The sequence below is a fragment of the Brevibacterium antiquum genome, from assembly GCF_016107655.1.
In the GTDB taxonomy this organism is placed as follows: domain Bacteria; phylum Actinomycetota; class Actinomycetes; order Actinomycetales; family Brevibacteriaceae; genus Brevibacterium; species Brevibacterium antiquum.
This window is the reverse complement of sequence record NZ_JABASX010000015.1, coordinates 17,242-34,666: the sequence shown is the minus strand read 5'-3', so window position 1 is coordinate 34,666 and position 17,425 is coordinate 17,242. Positions and strand designations below refer to the sequence as shown.

General features: G+C 63.6%; 15 protein-coding genes. 12 read left to right on the top strand and 3 right to left on the bottom strand.

Annotation, left to right across the window (positions count from 1 at the left end; genetic code table 11):
• Positions 1 to 92: 92 nt before the first annotated feature.
• The 6 genes from JFC13_RS18740 (at position 93) to JFC13_RS18715 (ending at position 5,692) form a co-directional block, all read left to right on the top strand.
• Positions 93 to 1,403 carry a hydroxymethylglutaryl-CoA reductase, degradative gene (locus tag JFC13_RS18740; RefSeq protein ID WP_198398542.1) on the top strand — a complete coding sequence of 437 codons (1,311 nt, stop codon included), beginning with the start codon at positions 93 to 95 and terminating at the stop codon, positions 1,401 to 1,403.
• Positions 1,400 to 2,335 (top strand): hydroxymethylglutaryl-CoA lyase, encoded by a 936-nt coding sequence (locus JFC13_RS18735; RefSeq protein WP_332839469.1) that lies wholly within the window; start codon positions 1,400 to 1,402, stop codon positions 2,333 to 2,335. Before JFC13_RS18740 ends, JFC13_RS18735 begins: the two co-directional genes overlap by 4 nt.
• Positions 2,336 to 2,382: 47 nt before the next feature.
• Entirely contained in the window at positions 2,383 to 2,796 is a 414-nt protein-coding gene (locus tag JFC13_RS18730; protein ID WP_198398541.1) for a hypothetical protein, read from the top strand.
• A complete protein-coding gene (locus tag JFC13_RS18725) occupies positions 2,793 to 4,178 on the top strand; it encodes a tripartite tricarboxylate transporter permease (RefSeq protein ID WP_332839468.1) in 1,386 nt (461 codons plus the stop codon). The genes JFC13_RS18730 and JFC13_RS18725 overlap by 4 nt, the downstream gene beginning before the upstream one ends.
• Positions 4,179 to 4,297: 119 nt before the next feature.
• Positions 4,298 to 5,206, top strand: coding sequence for a sulfite exporter TauE/SafE family protein (locus JFC13_RS18720; RefSeq protein ID WP_198398540.1), 909 nt, complete (start codon positions 4,298 to 4,300; stop codon positions 5,204 to 5,206).
• Between the two features lie 27 nt (positions 5,207 to 5,233).
• The gene (locus tag JFC13_RS18715; protein WP_198398539.1) at positions 5,234 to 5,692 is read left to right on the top strand and encodes an RrF2 family transcriptional regulator; all 459 of its coding nucleotides are present in this window, start codon (positions 5,234 to 5,236) and stop codon (positions 5,690 to 5,692) included.
• A 24-nt stretch (positions 5,693 to 5,716) separates the two neighbouring features.
• On the opposite strand, the gene JFC13_RS18710 is transcribed toward JFC13_RS18715, so the two are convergent.
• Positions 5,717 to 6,739, bottom strand: a complete 1,023-nt coding sequence (locus tag JFC13_RS18710) for a LysR family transcriptional regulator (RefSeq protein WP_232488799.1) — start codon at positions 6,737 to 6,739, stop codon at positions 5,717 to 5,719.
• A gap of 112 nt (positions 6,740 to 6,851) precedes the next feature.
• On the opposite strand from JFC13_RS18710, the gene JFC13_RS18705 reads away from it, so the two are divergent.
• From JFC13_RS18705 to JFC13_RS18695, 3 genes are all read left to right on the top strand, one after another.
• Complete coding sequence (locus JFC13_RS18705) at positions 6,852 to 8,366, top strand: aminotransferase class I/II-fold pyridoxal phosphate-dependent enzyme (RefSeq protein WP_198398538.1); 1,515 nt, start codon at positions 6,852 to 6,854, stop codon at positions 8,364 to 8,366.
• A 306-nt stretch (positions 8,367 to 8,672) separates the two neighbouring features.
• Complete coding sequence (locus tag JFC13_RS18700) at positions 8,673 to 10,331, top strand: RNA polymerase sigma factor (RefSeq protein WP_198398537.1); 1,659 nt, start codon at positions 8,673 to 8,675, stop codon at positions 10,329 to 10,331.
• Between the two features lie 313 nt (positions 10,332 to 10,644).
• Positions 10,645 to 12,168, top strand: a complete 1,524-nt coding sequence (locus tag JFC13_RS18695) for an MFS transporter (protein WP_198398536.1) — start codon at positions 10,645 to 10,647, stop codon at positions 12,166 to 12,168.
• On the opposite strand, the gene JFC13_RS18690 is transcribed toward JFC13_RS18695, so the two are convergent.
• A complete protein-coding gene (locus JFC13_RS18690) occupies positions 12,169 to 12,900 on the bottom strand; it encodes a GntR family transcriptional regulator (RefSeq protein ID WP_198398535.1) in 732 nt (243 codons plus the stop codon).
• Positions 12,901 to 13,053: 153 nt separating this feature from the next.
• Here JFC13_RS18690 and JFC13_RS18685 point away from each other — a divergent pair, with 153 nt between their 5' ends.
• The 3 genes from JFC13_RS18685 (at position 13,054) to JFC13_RS18675 (ending at position 16,938) form a co-directional block, all read left to right on the top strand.
• Positions 13,054 to 15,138 (top strand): oxidoreductase, encoded by a 2,085-nt coding sequence (locus tag JFC13_RS18685; RefSeq protein ID WP_198398534.1) that lies wholly within the window; start codon positions 13,054 to 13,056, stop codon positions 15,136 to 15,138.
• A gap of 4 nt (positions 15,139 to 15,142) precedes the next feature.
• Positions 15,143 to 16,210, top strand: a complete 1,068-nt coding sequence (locus JFC13_RS18680) for a proline racemase family protein (RefSeq protein WP_198398533.1) — start codon at positions 15,143 to 15,145, stop codon at positions 16,208 to 16,210.
• 95 nt (positions 16,211 to 16,305) lie between these two features.
• The gene (locus JFC13_RS18675) at positions 16,306 to 16,938 is read left to right on the top strand and encodes an ABC transporter substrate-binding protein (protein WP_198398532.1); all 633 of its coding nucleotides are present in this window, start codon (positions 16,306 to 16,308) and stop codon (positions 16,936 to 16,938) included.
• Here the strand turns inward: JFC13_RS18675 and JFC13_RS18670 are convergent.
• A complete protein-coding gene (locus tag JFC13_RS18670; protein WP_332839467.1) occupies positions 16,857 to 17,336 on the bottom strand; it encodes a zinc-binding dehydrogenase in 480 nt (159 codons plus the stop codon). The two genes, JFC13_RS18675 and JFC13_RS18670, sit on opposite strands and share 82 nt — an antisense overlap.
• Positions 17,337 to 17,425 lie beyond the last annotated feature (89 nt).

Sequence of the window (17,425 nt, the reverse complement as noted above, 5' to 3'; positions counted from 1 at the left end):
CCGAAGTGTTTGACTGAACCCTGCGCGGAATTACTCTGCGCGAACGTTCTGACCGGCCCAGCTCGGCCGCTTTCGGCAGCCGCAGTCGGCAGATGCAGACTCGAAGAAGACTCGACAGGAGACACACAATGGCAGAGAACAGTCGTATCGCCGACTTCCGCAATATGTCGGTCAACGAACGTCGCACGGCAGTAGCCGAGGCAACCGGGCTCGACACCGAGGTGTTCGCCCAGATCGATGCGACTGCATTCGGCCCCGAACAGGCCGCGAACCTGAGTGAGAACGTCTTCGGCGTCTTCTCCCTGCCCTTGGGAACTGCCACGAACTTCACGATCAACGGCACCGATGTCCTCGTACCCATGGCCACCGAAGAGGCTTCGGTCATCGCCGCTGCCAGCAACGCCGCCCGGATGGCACGCCCCCAGGGCGGGTTCTTCACCAGCTCATCTCAGCCGATCATGCAGGCGCAGATCCAGCTCATCAATGTGGCAGACCCCCATGCCGCCCGGTCTCGCATCTTCGAACGCCAGGAGGAGATCATCGACCTGGCCAATGCCCAGGATCCGAAGCTCGTCGAGGTCGGCGGAGGCGTCAAGGGCCTCGATGTCCGTCTCGTCGAGGCGAAGTCGGCAACCTACGTCGTCGTCCACCTCCACGTCGACGTCCGCGACGCCATGGGGGCCAATGCGGTCAATACCATGGCAGAGGCCGTCTCAAGCAGCCTCGCGGCGATCGCCGAAGGTGACGCACTCCTGCGAATCCTGACGAATAAGGCCGATCTGCGTCTGAGCCGAGCACGCGCGGTCTTCGACAAGGAGCTGCTGGGAGGCGCCGAGGTCGTCGACAACATCCTCCACGCCTATGAGTTGGCCGCAGCCGACCCGTACCGAGCCGCCACACACAACAAAGGCATCATGAACGGCATCTCCGCCGTCGTCCTGGCCACCGGCAATGACACTCGCGCTGTGGAAGCCGGGGCCCATTCGCATGCCCTCATCGACGGTCGTTACACCTCACTGTCCACGTTCGAGAAGAATGCCGAGGGCAACCTCGTCGGCAACCTCGAGATGCCGATGCCCGTCGGCCTCGTGGGCGGTGCCACGAAGGTCCACCCTGCGGCCAGAACCGCACTCCAGATCGCCGAGGTGAGCACGGCGAAAGATCTGGCCGAAATCATCGTCGCCGCAGGGCTGGCGCAGAATCTGGCGGCCCTGCGAGTCCTTGCCACCGAAGGTGTCCAGCGCGGCCACATGTCGCTGCATGCGAAGAACCTCGCCGTGTCTGCCGGCGCCACTGCCGAGGAATCCAAGGCCATCGTGAAGAGGCTCATCGACGAGAAGACCTTCCGCTTCGACCGAGTTCAGGCCATCCTCGCCGAGCTTCGCTCAGGTGGATCGAAATGATGGACTCGCTCCCTCAGGTGTTCACCCATGACACGCTGCCGACTCAGGTCAGGGTCTACGAGGTCAGCGCACGGGACGGCCTCCAAGCCGAATCAGTCACTCTGCCCGCCGAGACGCGTGCGCAGCTCATCTCCCGACTGGCCGGTGCCGGTCTGAGAACCATCGAAGCAGGCAGCTTCGTGTCTCCTCGGGCCGTTCCGCAGATGGCCGACACCCGCTCAGTTCTCGACGTGCTCGACCTCGACTCGGACATCTCCTATCCGGTCCTCGTTCCCAACCGACGCGGACTCGACGATGCCAGGGCGGCCGGGGCCAAAGACGTCGCCGTCTTCGTCAGTGTCACGGAGTCGTTCTCTCGGGCCAACCTCGGCGACAGCCTCGAGGTGACCACGGCACGCAACCTTGATGTGGCGGCTGCGGCCACCTCGGTGGGGATGCGCGCCCGCGGGTATCTGTCCATGGTCTTCGGCGACCCCTGGGAAGGTCCAGTGGATCCGCAACGCGTGGTCACCGCGGCTGCGCAGCTGCTGGAGGCCGGCTGCTCGTCGATCTCGCTCGGAGATACGATCGGCACTGCAACACCTGGACACGTGACTGCTGTCCTGCAGGCACTGATCGACAGCGGCGTCCCCGTCGACGCGATCGCACTGCACACTCACAACACCTACGGTCAGGCGCTGGCGAACGTCTTCGCCGCCCTCCAGCTCGGAGTGAGTGAGTTCGACGCTTCTGCCGGTGGCGTCGGAGGCTGCCCGTTCGCGGGTTCGGCGACCGGTAACCTGGCAACCGAGGATCTCCTGTGGATGCTTCAGGGCCTGGGAATCTCGACCGGAGCCGACATCCGCGCGGTCGCAGAGACAAGCCAGTGGCTGGGTCAGCAGCTCGGCAAGCCACTGGCCTCGGCCACCTCGGCGGCCATCGTCAATCAGTAGCACCACCGTTCATCCACAGACCGTTCATCAACAGAAGGTAGGCGAAGATGCCACAGCTGCTCGAAGTCTGGAATGACACCGTCGACTCGAAACACCTTGTCGGCAGCATTGCCATCGGGATCGGGGTGGCGGTACCGGCGTTCCTCATCTCCGACCACTTCTTCACGACCACCGGCGATCCGGAACTGGGGCATTCCTATGCCCTCCTGATCGGGATCGTGGGCTGCATCGTCGGTGCTGTGATCTCCGGAATACTATTCAGGCCCAAGCGAGTGATCAATGAATCAGAGGCTGACACGCGCAACCGGCAGGAAGTTATCGACGAAGTCGTCGAAGAGTACGGAGACCTGGGTGACCCTCGCGATCTCAAACCGGCAGTGCAGGAAGAGATCCGAGCACTCGGGCTCTTCGACGCCCTGGTCGAGAATCATGAGAACCGAGCGAAGGGTGCACAGCTGTGAGCGCGGACCTCATCGAACCGATCCTGTGGGCAATCGGCATGGCTCTGCTGGCTGCAGTGCTCTTCACCGGAATCGGCCTCATCTCAGGCACCGACGAGACAGCGATCGTCGCACCCCTGGCACTGCTCGTCATCCTCATCGGTGTGCCGCCGGCCGGTGTCATCGCCTTCTTCCTCGCAGCGATCATCGCCAAGCACATCTCTCACGCCGTGCCCACAACGCTGTTGGGGATACCCGGCGACACCACCGCAGTGCCGATGCTGCGAGAAGCGCAGCTGCTGCGTTCTCTCGGAGTGCCTCATATCGCCCTGCAGAAGGCCATATCGGGCGGCGTCATCTCGGTGATCATCGCGATTCCGCTGTCGATTCTCTTCGCCCTGGTCCTCACTCCGTTCGCTGAGGCCATCGGTGCCGCAGCACCGTGGATCTTCATCGCGGCGGCCATTCTCGTCGCGTATACCTCGAAGGGAAAGCTGGCGGCAGTCGTCGCACTGATTCCCTTCGTCCTCATCATCGTCGGGCTGCAGGCATTCATCCTCGAACAGAAGGATGCGACCTTCACAACCTCCTTCTTCCTGGGCATTGCGACCGGCCCGCTCATCTATGATCTGTTCTCTGCTCTGTCTCCCGCAGGGCGTCGATCGATGACGCAGACAGGCAAGCGTGAGTTCGACCTCGCTCCCGACGTCCGACCTGCCGGTGGTGCAAGGTTGCCGAACCCTTTCACAGTCCTGGACCGGAAGCAGTTGGCCTACACCAGCGGTTCGGCCGTCATCACCAGCGCAACCTTCGTCTTCTCACCCGTCGCCATGGCGGTGCTCATGGGTGAGATCGCCGGCAGCCGGATCAAGAACGGCTTCCATCGGCTGACAACGGTCGTGTCCGTGAGGAACGGAACCACCGAGTCGACCTACATCGCCGAGACCCTGATACCGCTGATCGCCATCGGGCTTCCGCTCTCACCCATGGCCGCGGGCCCGGCAGCACCACTGTTCAACGCTCCGCCCGTCTACACTCTTGACGCGGAGACGGGTGAGACGAACAACCTGCACGATCTGCTGTCGACCGGTGAGTTCGCGCTCTTCTCGGTCATCGCCGCAGTCATCGCGATTGCAGTGGCCTATCCGTTCGTGATGAGAAACGCCCACCGGGCTGCTACCTGGGTGATGAAATCGGTCTCCCACGAGGCGATCATCGCAGGCTTCGCCGCGCTGATCTGCGTCATCTGCCTCTACGAAGGCGGGCTGCTCGCGCTCGGTGTGACCATCACCGTGGGCCTGGTCGGCGGCCTGTTCAATCGCATGATCGGCATGCACGCCGGCGTCCAGTTCATGGGGTACTACGTCGCCGTCCTGACCGTTCCTGCGGTGTTGGCACTGTGACGCGAAAGGTCCGGAAACGTCACAGAAATTCATAGTCTAGTAATCCGATGGACTTAGTGGGTATTGTTGGCATCGATCGAATTGCTCAACAATCGTCGGCATGCTGAAAGGTCACCACTATGCGCCAACTCATCGTCCTCGGACTCGTCGGGCTCCTTGCCCAACTCATCGACGGCTCCCTCGGCATGGCCTATGGGGTGACGTCGACGACCCTGCTGCTCGCGGCCGGGATCGCCCCGGCAACCGCCTCGGCGGCGGTGCACTTCTCCGAGATCGGCACCTCGCTGGTCTCCGGGATCTCGCACCACAAGTTCGGCAATGTCGACTGGAAGACGGTCTCGACCCTCGCGGTACCCGGCTTCATCGGAGCCTTCGCCGGCGCCACATTCCTCGCCGGCCTCAGCGGTGACGCGGCCACACCGTGGATCTCGGGCATTCTGCTGCTCCTCGGCGTCTATGTGATCTGGCGCTTCCTCGCCCTCGGCGGCCGCCGCCCCACCTTCAAAGGACGTCCGGGCCCGAAGCTCCTCGTCCCCGTCGGTCTCATCGGCGGTGCACTCGACTCCATCGGCGGAGGCGGCTGGGGGCCAGTCGGAACCACCACGCTCCTGTCCTCTGGCCGGCTCGAGCCGCGCAAGGTCGTCGGCTCGATCGACACCAGCGAATTCGTCGTCGCGGTCGGCGGCTCGCTCGGGTTCCTGTTCGCCCTCGGCTCCTCGGGCATCGAGTGGTCCATCGCGGCCGCCCTGCTGATCGGCGGAATCATCGCCGCCCCCTTCGCCGCCTGGCTGGTCAAGATCCTTCCGGCTCGGGTCCTCGCTATCGCAGCCGGTGGAATCATCATCCTCACCAACGCACGCACCATCGCCCTGGCGCTCGGCGCCTCGACCGCCATCGTCTCGACCATCCTCGTGGTGCTCGCGGCCGTCTGGATCGCCCTCATCGTTCAGGCTGTACGGAACGAGCGCAGAACTCGGCGCGCAGAAGCCGCCCAGGAGGCCGAGGTCGAGGTCAGCGCGGGCAGCTGAAGCTGAACCCGCTGTTACTATGACGGCATGCGGGTCACCACGAAATCCGACTATGCGCTGCGCGCCCTGATCGAGATCGCCAACGTCAGCGACGGTGGACCCATCAGCGCCGACGAACTGGGAAAGCGACAGGGCATCCCCAAGGGATTCCTCCAGGCAATCCTCGCCGACCTGCGCAGAGTCGAGATCGTGGCCTCCGTCCGCGGCAAATCCGGGGGCTGGAAACTGACGAGGCCAGCGAGCGCCACCACCATCGCCGACGTCATCCGGGCCGTCGACGGCCCCCTGGTCTCGATCTACGGGCAGCGCCCGGAAGCCGTCGAGTACGACGATGCCGCCGAGTCCCTCCAGCAGGTGTGGATCGCGGCCAGGTTCGCCCTGCGCGACGTCCTCGAACAGGTGACCATCGAGGCGCTGGCCTCGAAGTCCCTGCCCGTCGAGGTGACCGAGAAGGTCGCGATCGAAGACGCCTGGCAGCCGCACTGACCAGTCACAACCACACAACGATCGTCACCGCCACTGTGCGGTGACGACCCCGACGTCGGCGACCACCTCGGCGATGGCGGCGTTGTGGGCGGCGACGATCGGGTCATGCCGCGAGACCTTCTTACTCGACTCCGCCGCCCGGGCACGGGACACGAGGAGCACGTCGCGGCGGCAGGCGTCCATCGGCATCGGGATGATCTCGACCGTCGGGTCCTCCGGCACAGAGGAATCAGGGATCACCGCGACCGCCAGCCCCGCTGCGATCATGCGGATGATCGCCGCATAGTCATCCATCCTCATCCCCACCCGAGGCTCGAACCCGGCGGCGACACAGAACGACCTGACCACCTCGTCGATGGCATCACCAGGATCGATGCTGAACGCCCACGTCTGGGACACGAGTGAGGTGAGGTCGGGCATGCCGTGGGCGTCGAGGGCGATCGGGTCCACGGACTTCGGCACACAGAGGAAGAGCTGCTCCGAATACAGGTGCCTCGCGGTCAGGGTCGAGGGAATCCAGGTTCTGTCGATGTCGGTCGAGACGAGCAGCGCCAGATCGAGGTCTCCGGCCTCCAGCCTGGCGACGAGCTTCGCATGCTCATCCATGGTCACGTCGAGGGCAGCGGTGGTCGTCTCTGCCGGGGCCGGGTTCGCGGCGGCCATCTCGTCGTGGGCCTGCCAGCGCGGTCGTCTCTGCAGCTGGTTGTGCAGCTTCGGAATCACTCGCGCACCGACCGTCGGCACAGCCCCGATCCTGACCGGGACGGCCTGGGCCTCGCGCCACAGAGCCACCTCGTCACCGAGGCGATCGCAGAGACCCAGGATTTCGATCGCTCGGGAGACGACGAGGTTGCCCACAACCGTCGGATGCGATCCGCGCGGACTCCTCTCGATCAGCGTCGACCCCAGAGTCCTCTCCAGATTGCGCAGATGATGGTTCACCGTGGGTTGGCTCCACCCCAGTGTGGTCGCCGCCGCTGCGACCGAGCCTGTCTCGGCGATCGCACGCAGGGCCGAGAGCCCTCGGGTATCGAGAGTTTCCATCATTCTCCGAGCAATAGATCAATACTGTGTATTCATCAGTTTAGGAAACTTGGTATTCTCCCGGCAAGGGTCCGTTCCCTAATCTGGATTCATGACCGTGCACCAGGATTCCCCCATGACCTCCGTCTCAGATCATCCGGCATTCCCGGGGAACGCGACGACCCACGCGCCCTATGCCGATGCGCTGCAGGCGGCGGCAGCACGTGACTCGCTGTTCTTGTCCACCCCCGGACACGGCGGCACCACCACGGGAATCTCTGCAGGTCAGGCCGAGTTCTTCGGCGAGCACACCCTCTCCCTGGACATCCCCCCGCTCTTCGACGGCATCGACCTCGGTGTCGACACCCCGAAGGACGAAGCCCTGCAGCTGGCCGCCGAGGCCTGGGGCGCGCGGCGAACCTGGTTCCTCACCAATGGCTCCTCGCAGGGCAACCGTATGGCAGCACTGGCGATCGGCACCCTGGGTACGGGAGTCGTCACCCAGCGCAGCGCCCATTCGAGCTTCATCGACGGCATCGTGCTGGCCGGTCTCAACCCCGGTTTCGTCTATCCCAACGTCGACGAGGTCAACGGCATCGCCCACGGAGTCACCCCGGACTCACTGCGTCAAGCCATCGCCTCACACACCGAAAAGGTCAGCGCCGTCTACCTCGTGACGCCCAGCTACTTCGGTGCCGTCGCCGATGTCAGGGCACTGGCCGAGGTCGCTCACGAAGCCGGAGCCGCCCTCATCATCGACGCCGCATGGGGCGCGCACTTCGGATTCCATCCCGACCTGCCGGAATCCCCGGTGACGCTGGGCGCCGACATCGTCATCATGAGCACCCACAAACTTGCCGGATCGTTCACGCAGTCAGCTCTGCTCCACCTCGGCGACACCGAATTTGCGAACCGTCTCGAGCCGGCCTTGGCCCGTGCATTCATGATGACGGCCTCGACCAGTGAAAACGCCCACCTGATGGCATCGATCGACATCGCCCGCCGCGATCTCGTGAACTCGCATGATGCGATCTCCGATTCACTGGAGAACATCCGCCAGATCCGTGCCCGGATCGAGGGCTCCGAGCATTACCATCTGCTCTCCGGGGACTTCATGAATCATGCCGATGTCGTCGACATCGACCCCTTCCGCCTGCCCATCGACATCACCTCGACGGGACTCGACGGCCATGCCGTGCGCAAGCGCCTGACCGAGGAATTCGACATCTTCGCCGAGATGGCGACGGCCACGACGATCGTCGTCCTCATCGGCATCGGCAAGTCCCCCGACCTCAGCCGACTCTTCGATGCCCTGGACCAGATGCGCCTCGAACACGAGAACGACGGGCCGGCCGATGCTGCGACAGCTCCGGCCGGGATCCCGGCGCTGCCGAGCCCCGGAAAGCTGGTTGCCCTGCCGCGTGATGCGTACTTCGCGGATTCCGAGCTCGTCCCCGCCGCCGAGGCTGTCGGCCGAACCAGCGTCAGCTCGCTGGCCGCGTACCCACCCGGAATCCCGAATGTCCTCCCCGGTGAGGAGATCACCGCGGAGACCGTCGAGTTCCTGCAGGCCGTGGCGGCGAGCCCATCGGGACACGTCCGCGGCGGAGTCGATCCGAAGCTGAGCACCTTCCGAGTGCTCAAGGCCTGACTTCCAGCCTGACGCTTCTCCATTGTCGTCAGCTTGTCTGTTGCCGCCAGCGTGACTATTGCCTCGAAGCGGCCCGTTGCTCGAAGCTGCCCCTTGCCTCTGTTCGGATCCCTTCATCGACCCCATAAGACTGGTTGATTGTTCAAATAGTGATACTGGATGCAAAAAGCCGGCTTGTCGGCTACAGTCACCGCTGAGGATAGATTTCACACAGATTGTGCTTCCCTTATTCTCGCTGCTGGACCAGACACAGTCTGCAATGACGAGCTGCAGACTGCATGCCGCTACCGAATGATTCAGGACCAGATGGACGTGCACGCACATCAGCCAGGGGAAGAACTCGCCGATTTCACAGAGAGCGAGCTCCTCTCGCTCATCGAGGCCGGAACTGCCGGTGCCTATTCCGAGATCTACCGCCGCTACCGCGATGACGCCGTAGCAAGAGCATCAACTTCTCTGCCCGACGCGAAGGCCAGACAGGTCACAGATGATGCCTTCCTCAGTGTGCTCAGGTCCCTGCTCAACAGGTCCTCCGACACAGCCGAGGGTCTCCGCCCAATGGTGGACGCCGAGATCGACGCACAGCTCGCGAATCTGACGACGTCAGCGAGCGGTTCGGACGCAGAAGCTCCAGAAGCTGCGCTTGTCTCACAGGCGCTGTCTAACCTGCCCGACAACTGGCAGCGGATCCTGTGGTTGCGCGAAGTCGAACGGCTCTCACCCGAGGCCGTTGCCGAGCAGCTGAATATCAAAGCATCGACAGTCGACAGGCTGGCTGGTCGCGCCCGTCAAGGCCTGCAGGACGAATGGCAGCAGGTCCGCCCCACGGACAGCAAGGCAACCGCCGATCACCGTACCGCGCTCATTCCTGCGCTTCTGACCTCGCCGATCGTCATCGAACGCCTCTCGGCCACCCTGGCACAGGCAAATCCAGAACCAGCTCCCGCTGTCGCCGAAACCGCTGGCACCGGGACTGACGTCACCGAAACCGCTGTCCTCGAAACGTCTGCTGCCGAAAGCCCTGGAGCCGAGACAGCTGCAGCTGCAGACGGACCAGCCACAGAGCCGACGCCGGCCCCAACCGTGGCCGAGGGCTCAGATGCCGAAGCCGAGAGCGCAGACGATCAAGGCGCGGACGCAGCCGCGGCTGCCCCGCCGAGCCTTGGCCTCGCCGCAGGTGCAGGTGCGAGCGCAGGTGCAGGTGCAGGTGCAGGTGCGACACTGGAACCCGAAGCAGCCGATGAGTCCACCTCTCTCACCGTGTTCGGTGCGCCATCCGCAGCCGCTCAGACCTCGGCCCAAACGCCTGCACCAGCTGGCTTCAGCATGCCGAAACCCGTTCTGATCCCGGTGGTCGCCGCGTGCATAGGCCTCCTGGGAACACTCGTCGGTATGGCCGTAGTGCCGCAGCAAGTAGAGCAGACGGGGTTTCAATCCGGCAACGCAGGCACTGCAGTCTCACCTGCAGACTCCTCCTCGAAGAAAGACTCTTCCCCGAAGAAGGACGACAAGAACACCAACTCCCAGTCTCCAGATGACACGAACTCGGATAAGCACGACCAAGAGGCGGGATCCGAGAATTCGAAGACATCCGACCCCGACAGGGACGAGGATGAGAAGTCATCCCAGACCCCAGGGCACGATGACAGCCGGTCCGACGACAGTCCATCGACCGAGGACAATCCCGGCGACAAGGGCGACAGCAGTGATCGCCCGTCAGCAGAAGAACCTGACGAACCAAGTCCGTCGGATTCTGACAAACCAGACCCTGAATCGCCTTCGGAGCCGACACCACCACCATCCGACGACCCCGAAACACCTTCGGACCCACCTCCGTCGGATGAGCCGACTGAGGAGCCAAGCGACGAGCCGTCCGAAGAGCCGTCAGACGAGCCATCTGATGAGCCAACTGATGAGTCGCCTGAGGAGCCGAGCTCACCAGGCTCCGAAAACCCCACCCCCTGATCCGAGACCGAGGTGCACCTCGAACTGACGCGTCAGCTGACGCGAATCTCCCATTCGCACGCCCAAAACCCCTCCGCCGCGACTGCTCCTAATAACCACAGGTTCACCTGAGGTAAATACCCCGGTCGCTTGCAGCAGTCCCACTGAATACTTATCCGAACGACAATTCATCGTGATCTGGATCACCAAATTTGTTGACATGGGTGTTTAATCGAGTAAAGATGTTCAGCATTGTCGAAAACCGAACGCCCTGGAACCCTCAGGTTCGACGGGCGGTAGAAGATCGAAATGCATCTGAAACGAGGAACCACTGATGTCAGAAGGCCAAGCAACCCCCGTACCGGATGGGGCAAAGCCGTCTCGCCGGGAGCGGAAGGCTCTCAAGAAGAAGCGCTTGGAGGCCGACCACTGCATCGTCATCGAGCAGAAGTCCATTCGCACCGCAATAGGCGGAACCACAGTCGGCAACTTCATGGAGTGGTTCGACTTCGGTGTCTACGGCTACCTCGCCGTCACCATGACGACCGTCTTCACTGAGGGCATGGACAGGCAGATGGGGCTCCTCGTCACCCTGTTCGGTTTCGCAGTCTCCTTCCTCGTCCGCCCCCTCGGCGGCATGATCCTGGGACCGTTGGGCGACAAGATCGGGCGCCAGAAGGTCCTCTTCTTCACCATGGCCACGATGGCCACCGCCACCGCACTCATCGGCGTGCTGCCTACCGCAGCTCAGATCGGCCTGTGGGTCATCATCCCTCTCTACCTGCTCAAGATGATCCAGGGCTTCTCCACCGGCGGCGAATACGCCGGTGCCACCACCTACGTCTCCGAATTCGCTCCTGACAAGTCCCGTGGTTTCTGGGCCTCCTGGCTCGATGTCGGCTCCTACCTCGGCTTCGCAGCGGGTGCGGGCACCGTCGCCATCACCACCATCGTCTCAACCAGCGTCGCAGGTGAGACAGCCATGGTCGACGGCGGTTGGAGGATCCCGTTCCTCATCGCAATCCCCCTTGGCGCCGTCGCCATCTGGTTCCGACTGAAGATTCCAGAGACCCCCAGCTTCGAAGCCTCGGTTGCCGAAGGTCTCGATGTGAAGGTCAAGGACGATAAGTACGCTCGCCACGGTCTGATCGGCGTCGTCCGTCACTTCTGGAAAGAGATCCTCATCGGCATCGCCATCGTCGCCGGCTCGCAGACGGTTGGCTACGCTCTCACGAGCTTCATGCCGACCTATCTCGAGGAGACTGTCAAGGTCTCGAACGTCCAAGCAGCCACGGCCACTATTCCGGTGCTCGTGATCATGTCCCTGTGCCTTCCGCTCATCGGCAGGCTCTCGGACCGACTGGGACGCAAGTTCGTCTTCATTGTCGCGGCAGCTGCCACGATCGTGCTCATCGTTCCGGCGTTCGCCATCATGCAGATCGGTGAGATGTGGGCGATCACGATTGCCTTGTTCATAGTTGCGGTTCCGGCGGGCTTCTACATCGCCTGCCTGGCGTCGACGCTTCCTGCCCTGTTCCCGACGGCCTCGCGCTACGGTGCAATGGGCCTGACGTTCAACCTCGGAGTCTCTCTGTTCGGCGGCACCACACCGCTGGTCAGCCAGGCGCTCATCGACGCCACCGGCAACTCGTACATGCCCGCGTTCTACATCATGTTCTTCTCCGTCGTTGCTCTCGTTGCCGTGCTGCTCATGAAGGAATCTGCACACCGGCCGCTGCCGGGGTCGTTCCCGACGGTCAACACGCACGAGGAAGCCGTCGAACTTGCCCGCACCCAGGATGACAACCCCGACCTCGATATGGACACCATGCCGATCCCGGTCGTGGCTCAGGTCTAGCTAGCGATCTATGGCGCGTTTGAAATAGAAGAGGTTGTCGACGACGAGGGCACGTGCCTCCTCAGAGCGGCCTGCCTCGATGAGTCCGACGAGGTCGACGATCTGCCGAGCCGACTCGCTGTCGACGACCGAGGCGATCGAGTGCGCCGCGAAGACTCGCGACTGGTCGCGCAGGCGCAGGCTGATCTCTGCAGCTCTCCTGCCGAGCCCGTATTCGAGAAGGTGTTCGTGGAACAGGCGATCGGCAGTCATGAATCCGATCGTGTCGTCCCGGGCGGCAGCGGCCAGAGCGTCCTCGGCATTCCGGCGCAGATCACCGAGTGCGGCCTCGCATGATGTCGGATCCTCCACAGCACGGGAGCACAGAGCTTCCACTGCCGGATCGGCAAGCAGCGCTCTGATCCGGATGATCTCCTCCAGGTCTTCCCGCGTCACCGGAACCAGACGGAAGCCGCGATTCGGCACGGCCTCGACGGTTCCCTCTGTCACGAGAGACATCATGGCCTCCCTGACCGGGCTCAACGAGATCCCCAACTGCTTGGCCAGCCCCGCCGCCGAGTAGATCGTGTCCTCGGCGAGATCACCGGTTGTGATCGCATGGCGGATGACGACAAGCGCATGCTCCCGCAGCGACGGAGCCGACTCCGGTCGCACCGGGGCAGGCGCCGGTGCAGGCCTCGGCGTCGGTGCCTGTCGCTTCGCAGCAGAGGTGGAGGACTCGCTTCTGATCAAAACTCTCCTTCGATGGCTATTGACAGCATAACCACAACGACTCACGATTGAGTGAAGTAATCGGTTATCGACTACCACCCACTTGGCGTCGTCGAAACCCCGCTGTGGTTCCTGCGAAGTGACCACTGTCGTTCCTGCGAAGAAGGAGGAACCATGTCCCACGATCCTCTGCTCCAGCCCTTCACCTTGGGCCCGGTGCAGCTCAAGAACCGCATCGTCTCCACAGCGCATGAGCCGGCCTACACCGAACTCGGCATGCCCAAGGACCGCTACCGTCTCTACCACCGGGAGAAGGCCCGCGGTGGGGTGGGACTGACGATGACAGCCGGCTCGGCCATTGTGTCCAAGGACTCCCCCGCCGCCTTCGGCAATGTCGACCTCTCCACCGACGAGGTGATTCCCTGGCTGTCCGCCATCGCCGAGGACTGCCATGCCGAGGGGACCGCAGTGATGATCCAGCTGACCCACCTCGGCCCGCGCAACTCGAACTTCACCGCCGATTGGCTGCCTCTCATCTCCTCGAGCCGTCACCGCGAACCTACTCACCGCTCCTTCACGAAGGGCATGGAGGAATTCGACATCGAGCGGGTGGTCGAGGACTTCGCGGCGGCCACGGCTCGAGTCAAAGCAGCAGGATTCGACGGTCTGGAGTTCCTCCACACCGGCCACCTCATCGACTACTTCTTCGCCTCCCGCTTCAACGAGCGCACCGATGAGTACAACGGTGACCTCGCGGCCCGGATGCGCTTCCCGCTCCAAATCATCGACGCGATGCGCGGCGCCTCGGAGGGCCTCGCCCTCGGCGTCCGCATGTCAGTCCTCGAACAGCTCGAGGACGGCATCACCGAAGATGTGGCCACCGATGTGCTGCGGGAGTACGCGGCCCACGGCGTCGATTTCCTCAACCTCAACGTCGGAAGCATCAGCTCAGACAAGGAGCTCGCCGAGGCGATCCCCGGCATGGGCACCCCCTCGGCACCCTGGCTCGAAACCTGCCGTCGCATCCGCGAAGCGATCGACATCCCCGTTCTCCACGCCGCTCGCATCGCCGATGCGCCCACGGCCCGGTTTGCGATCGAAGATGGCTGCGTCGACCTCGTGGGCATGACCCGGGCGCAGCTTGCTGACCCCTATCTGGTGAAGAAGATCGAGGAGAAGCGGGAGGATGACATCCGCCCGTGCGTGGGGGCGAACATGTGCCTCGACAGCATCTACACCTCCGGGGCTGCAACCTGCATCCACAACCCAGCGAGCGGACGCGAGGCCGATCTGCCACAGGAGATCACCCGCGACGTCGAGTCCGGCCCCAAGCACGTCGTCATCGTCGGCGCCGGTCCCGCCGGCCTCGAAGCCGCACGCGTGGCTGCAGTGCGTGGGCACCGGGTGACCCTGCTCGAGGCCGACTCTGCGGTGGGCGGTCAGGTGAAGATCGCTGCACGCTCCCAGCGTCGCCGTGACCTCATCGGCATCATCGATTGGAGGGAGCAGCAGTGCAGGAAGCACGGCGTCGACATCCGCGTGGACACCTTCGCCGAGGCGGACGACATCCATGCACTGTCACCCGATGTCGTCATCGTCGCCACCGGCGGTGTCCCCGACGCCGGCTACCCCTTCCGTGAGGAGGGGCCCTCGTTCGACGTCTGGGACGTCATGGATGACAGCCTGCGCAACAAGTCCCGGGTCCTCGTCTTCGACGACCATGGCTTCTACCCTGCCCTCGACGCCGTCGAGCACCTGGCCCGCAACGGTCAGGAGGTTACCTATGTCAGCCCCGAACGCACCATCGGCGTCGATGTCGGATCGATGAACTCCCCCGCCTACCTCCAGGTGTTCTCCGAATTCGGGGTCACCGTCCACCTCGGCGAGAGGCTCGCGGCGAAGCCGAAGATCGCGGGCAAGTTGGTCACCGCACGACTGCGCAATGATTACTCGGGCATCGAGACCGAGATAGAGACCGATGCCGTAGTCGTCGATTTCGGAACCACGCCCAACGACGATGTCTACTTCGATCTCAAACCGCACTCGAGCAATCACGGTGAGATCGAACTCGACGCCTGGGTCCACGGTCGCACCCAGCCGGATCGCGACAGCAGAGCAGTCACCCCCGGATCGGCCTCCCCGGGCCCCGCCGCCGAGGCGAGCGCTCCCTTCGCGCTGTACCGGATCGGTGATGCGGTCGCCTCACGCAACGTCCACGCCGCGGTCCTCGAAGGACTGCGAGTGGGAATGGGGCTCTAGGCAGATGAGCGGACAGGCCACGATCACCACGATCGACTATCACACCGGAGGGGAGCCTTTCCGGATCGTCGCCGATCCCCCTGTGGATATCCCGGGTTCCACCGTGGCAGAGAAGCGGATGAACGCGATCGGCAGCGAGGCGGTCGACGGACTGCGCCGACTGCTGGTCTTCGAGCCGCGTGGGCATGCCGATATGTACGGCGGATTCGTCACTGCCCCCGATGACGACGGTGCCGACTTCGGAGTCCTGTTCTGGCACAAGGACGGATTCTCCACTGCCTGCGGCCACGGGACGATCGCTTTGGGAACATGGGCAGTCGAATCCGGATTGGTGACCGCTTCTGAATCGGGAGTCACCGATGTCGTCATCGACGTCCCCTCGGGCCGTGTCACCGCCACCGTCCATACCGGCCCCGACGGCGAAGTCACCTCGGTCGATTTCATCAACGTCGCCTGTGGAGTCATCGCCTCCGACATCGAAATCGATATCAGCTGCGATGACGGGCCGCCGAAGAGCGCGATGGGAGGAGAAGAGTCCAGCTCCGGTCGACAATCGGTCAACGTCGATCTCGCTTGGGGTGGCGCGATCTATGCCTGCCTCGACGCGGACCGAATCGGCCTCACGGTCGTGCCGGAGAATCTCAACGAACTCATCAGCCTCGGACGCCGGGTGAAGACGGCGTTGGCCGATCATCCGCTGTCACAGCATCGCAGCGACAGCAGACTGAGCGGGATCTACGGCACCATCATCGTCAATCGCCTCGGCCTAGGGCCAGGTGGTGAGCTCCACCACCGGAACGTGACCGTCTTCGCCGACGGCCAGGTCGACCGATCCCCGTGCGGGTCCGGGACGGCAGCGCGAATCGGCCTTCTCCACGCCAGCGGAGAATTGGCAGCCGGCCAGACTCTTCTCCACGAGTCGATCATCGGCACTCGATTCCGAGCCGCTGTCCTCGCCGAGGTGAAGGACGGCGTCATCCCGATCATCGAGGCGAGCGCGCACAAGGTCTCCACCTGCACGTTCGTCGTCGATCCCCGCGATGAGCTGGTTCCGGGCTTCGTTCTGCGCTGAACAAATCCGATGGGACCGGAGTTGTTCCAGGTCTCGCGACGGACTGGAAGAAGTCGAAGGACTAGCTCTCGTGGACGTGCGATCTGGGTGAGAACGTGAAGTTCCACAGCTGCACGGAGCTCACGGCCGATGACGTCCTCTTCTCACTCAACTACGCGCGGGACGCAAGCGACGACGACTACTGGGAAGAGAGTGTGCCGAGTCTGCACTCGGTGACATTCAATGTGGTCTCCGAGGACAACACCCGCAGACTCCAGCTCCAGGGCGGTCAGGCTCACATCGATGAGGAGCCTGTCCCCTTGAGCATGAGCACCATGGACCGCTCGCAGGATGTCTCGGCCACCGCCTTCGAAGCGACGAAGATCCTCTACTTCAACCTCAACACCACCGTCGAAGGTCTCGACGACCCGAAGGTGCGCCGGGCGACGTCCTATGCGGTCGACCGGAAATCCGTCGTCGATGTCGTCTCTGCCGGCTACGGGGATCCGGCAAGCTCCTTCATCTCCCCCGGCCGGACAAGCAGAACGAGCTCTACGCGAAGATCCAGCAGAAGGCGCTGTACGGAATCAGCAGCGAGGTCGTCGACTTCAAGCCCTATGTGCTGGGTACGTACGGGCTGCGGGAGACCAAACTCAAGCAGCAGTGATCAGTGCTCGAGGATGATCTTTCCAGTCGTCGCCCGGGATTCGAGTGCCGTGAAGGCATCGGCCACCTCGGCGAGGGAATAGCGGGCGCCGATGCTCACCCTGAGGTCTCCGCTGCGGATCCACGCGAAGACCTCATCTGTACGACCGCGGATCTCATCTGCGGTGCGGACGTGGTCGGCAACGGTGGGGCGGGTGAGGAAGAGCGAGCCCGAGGTGTTGAGCGTGTTGACGTCGACCGGACCGCTGGCGTTGCCGACGACGACGATCGTGCCCCGGGTGCGCACGGCCTTGAGATCACCGTCGAAGGTGGTCTTGCCGACGCCGTCATAGATGACGGTGGCGCCGATGCCGTCGGTGACCTCCAGGGTCTTATCGGCGAAGTCCTCGTAGCCGAAGACATGGCTCGCTCCGTTCGCCCGGGCGATCTCGGCCTTCTCCCCTGACGAGGTCGTGCCGATCACCGTCGCGCCCTTGAGCACGACTGCACGCCGAGGCGGTCATGTCCGTGCTCTCGGCCGCTCAGCTGGAGCAGTGGATCCGCATTGAGGGGCAGGACCTCGACGAGCTC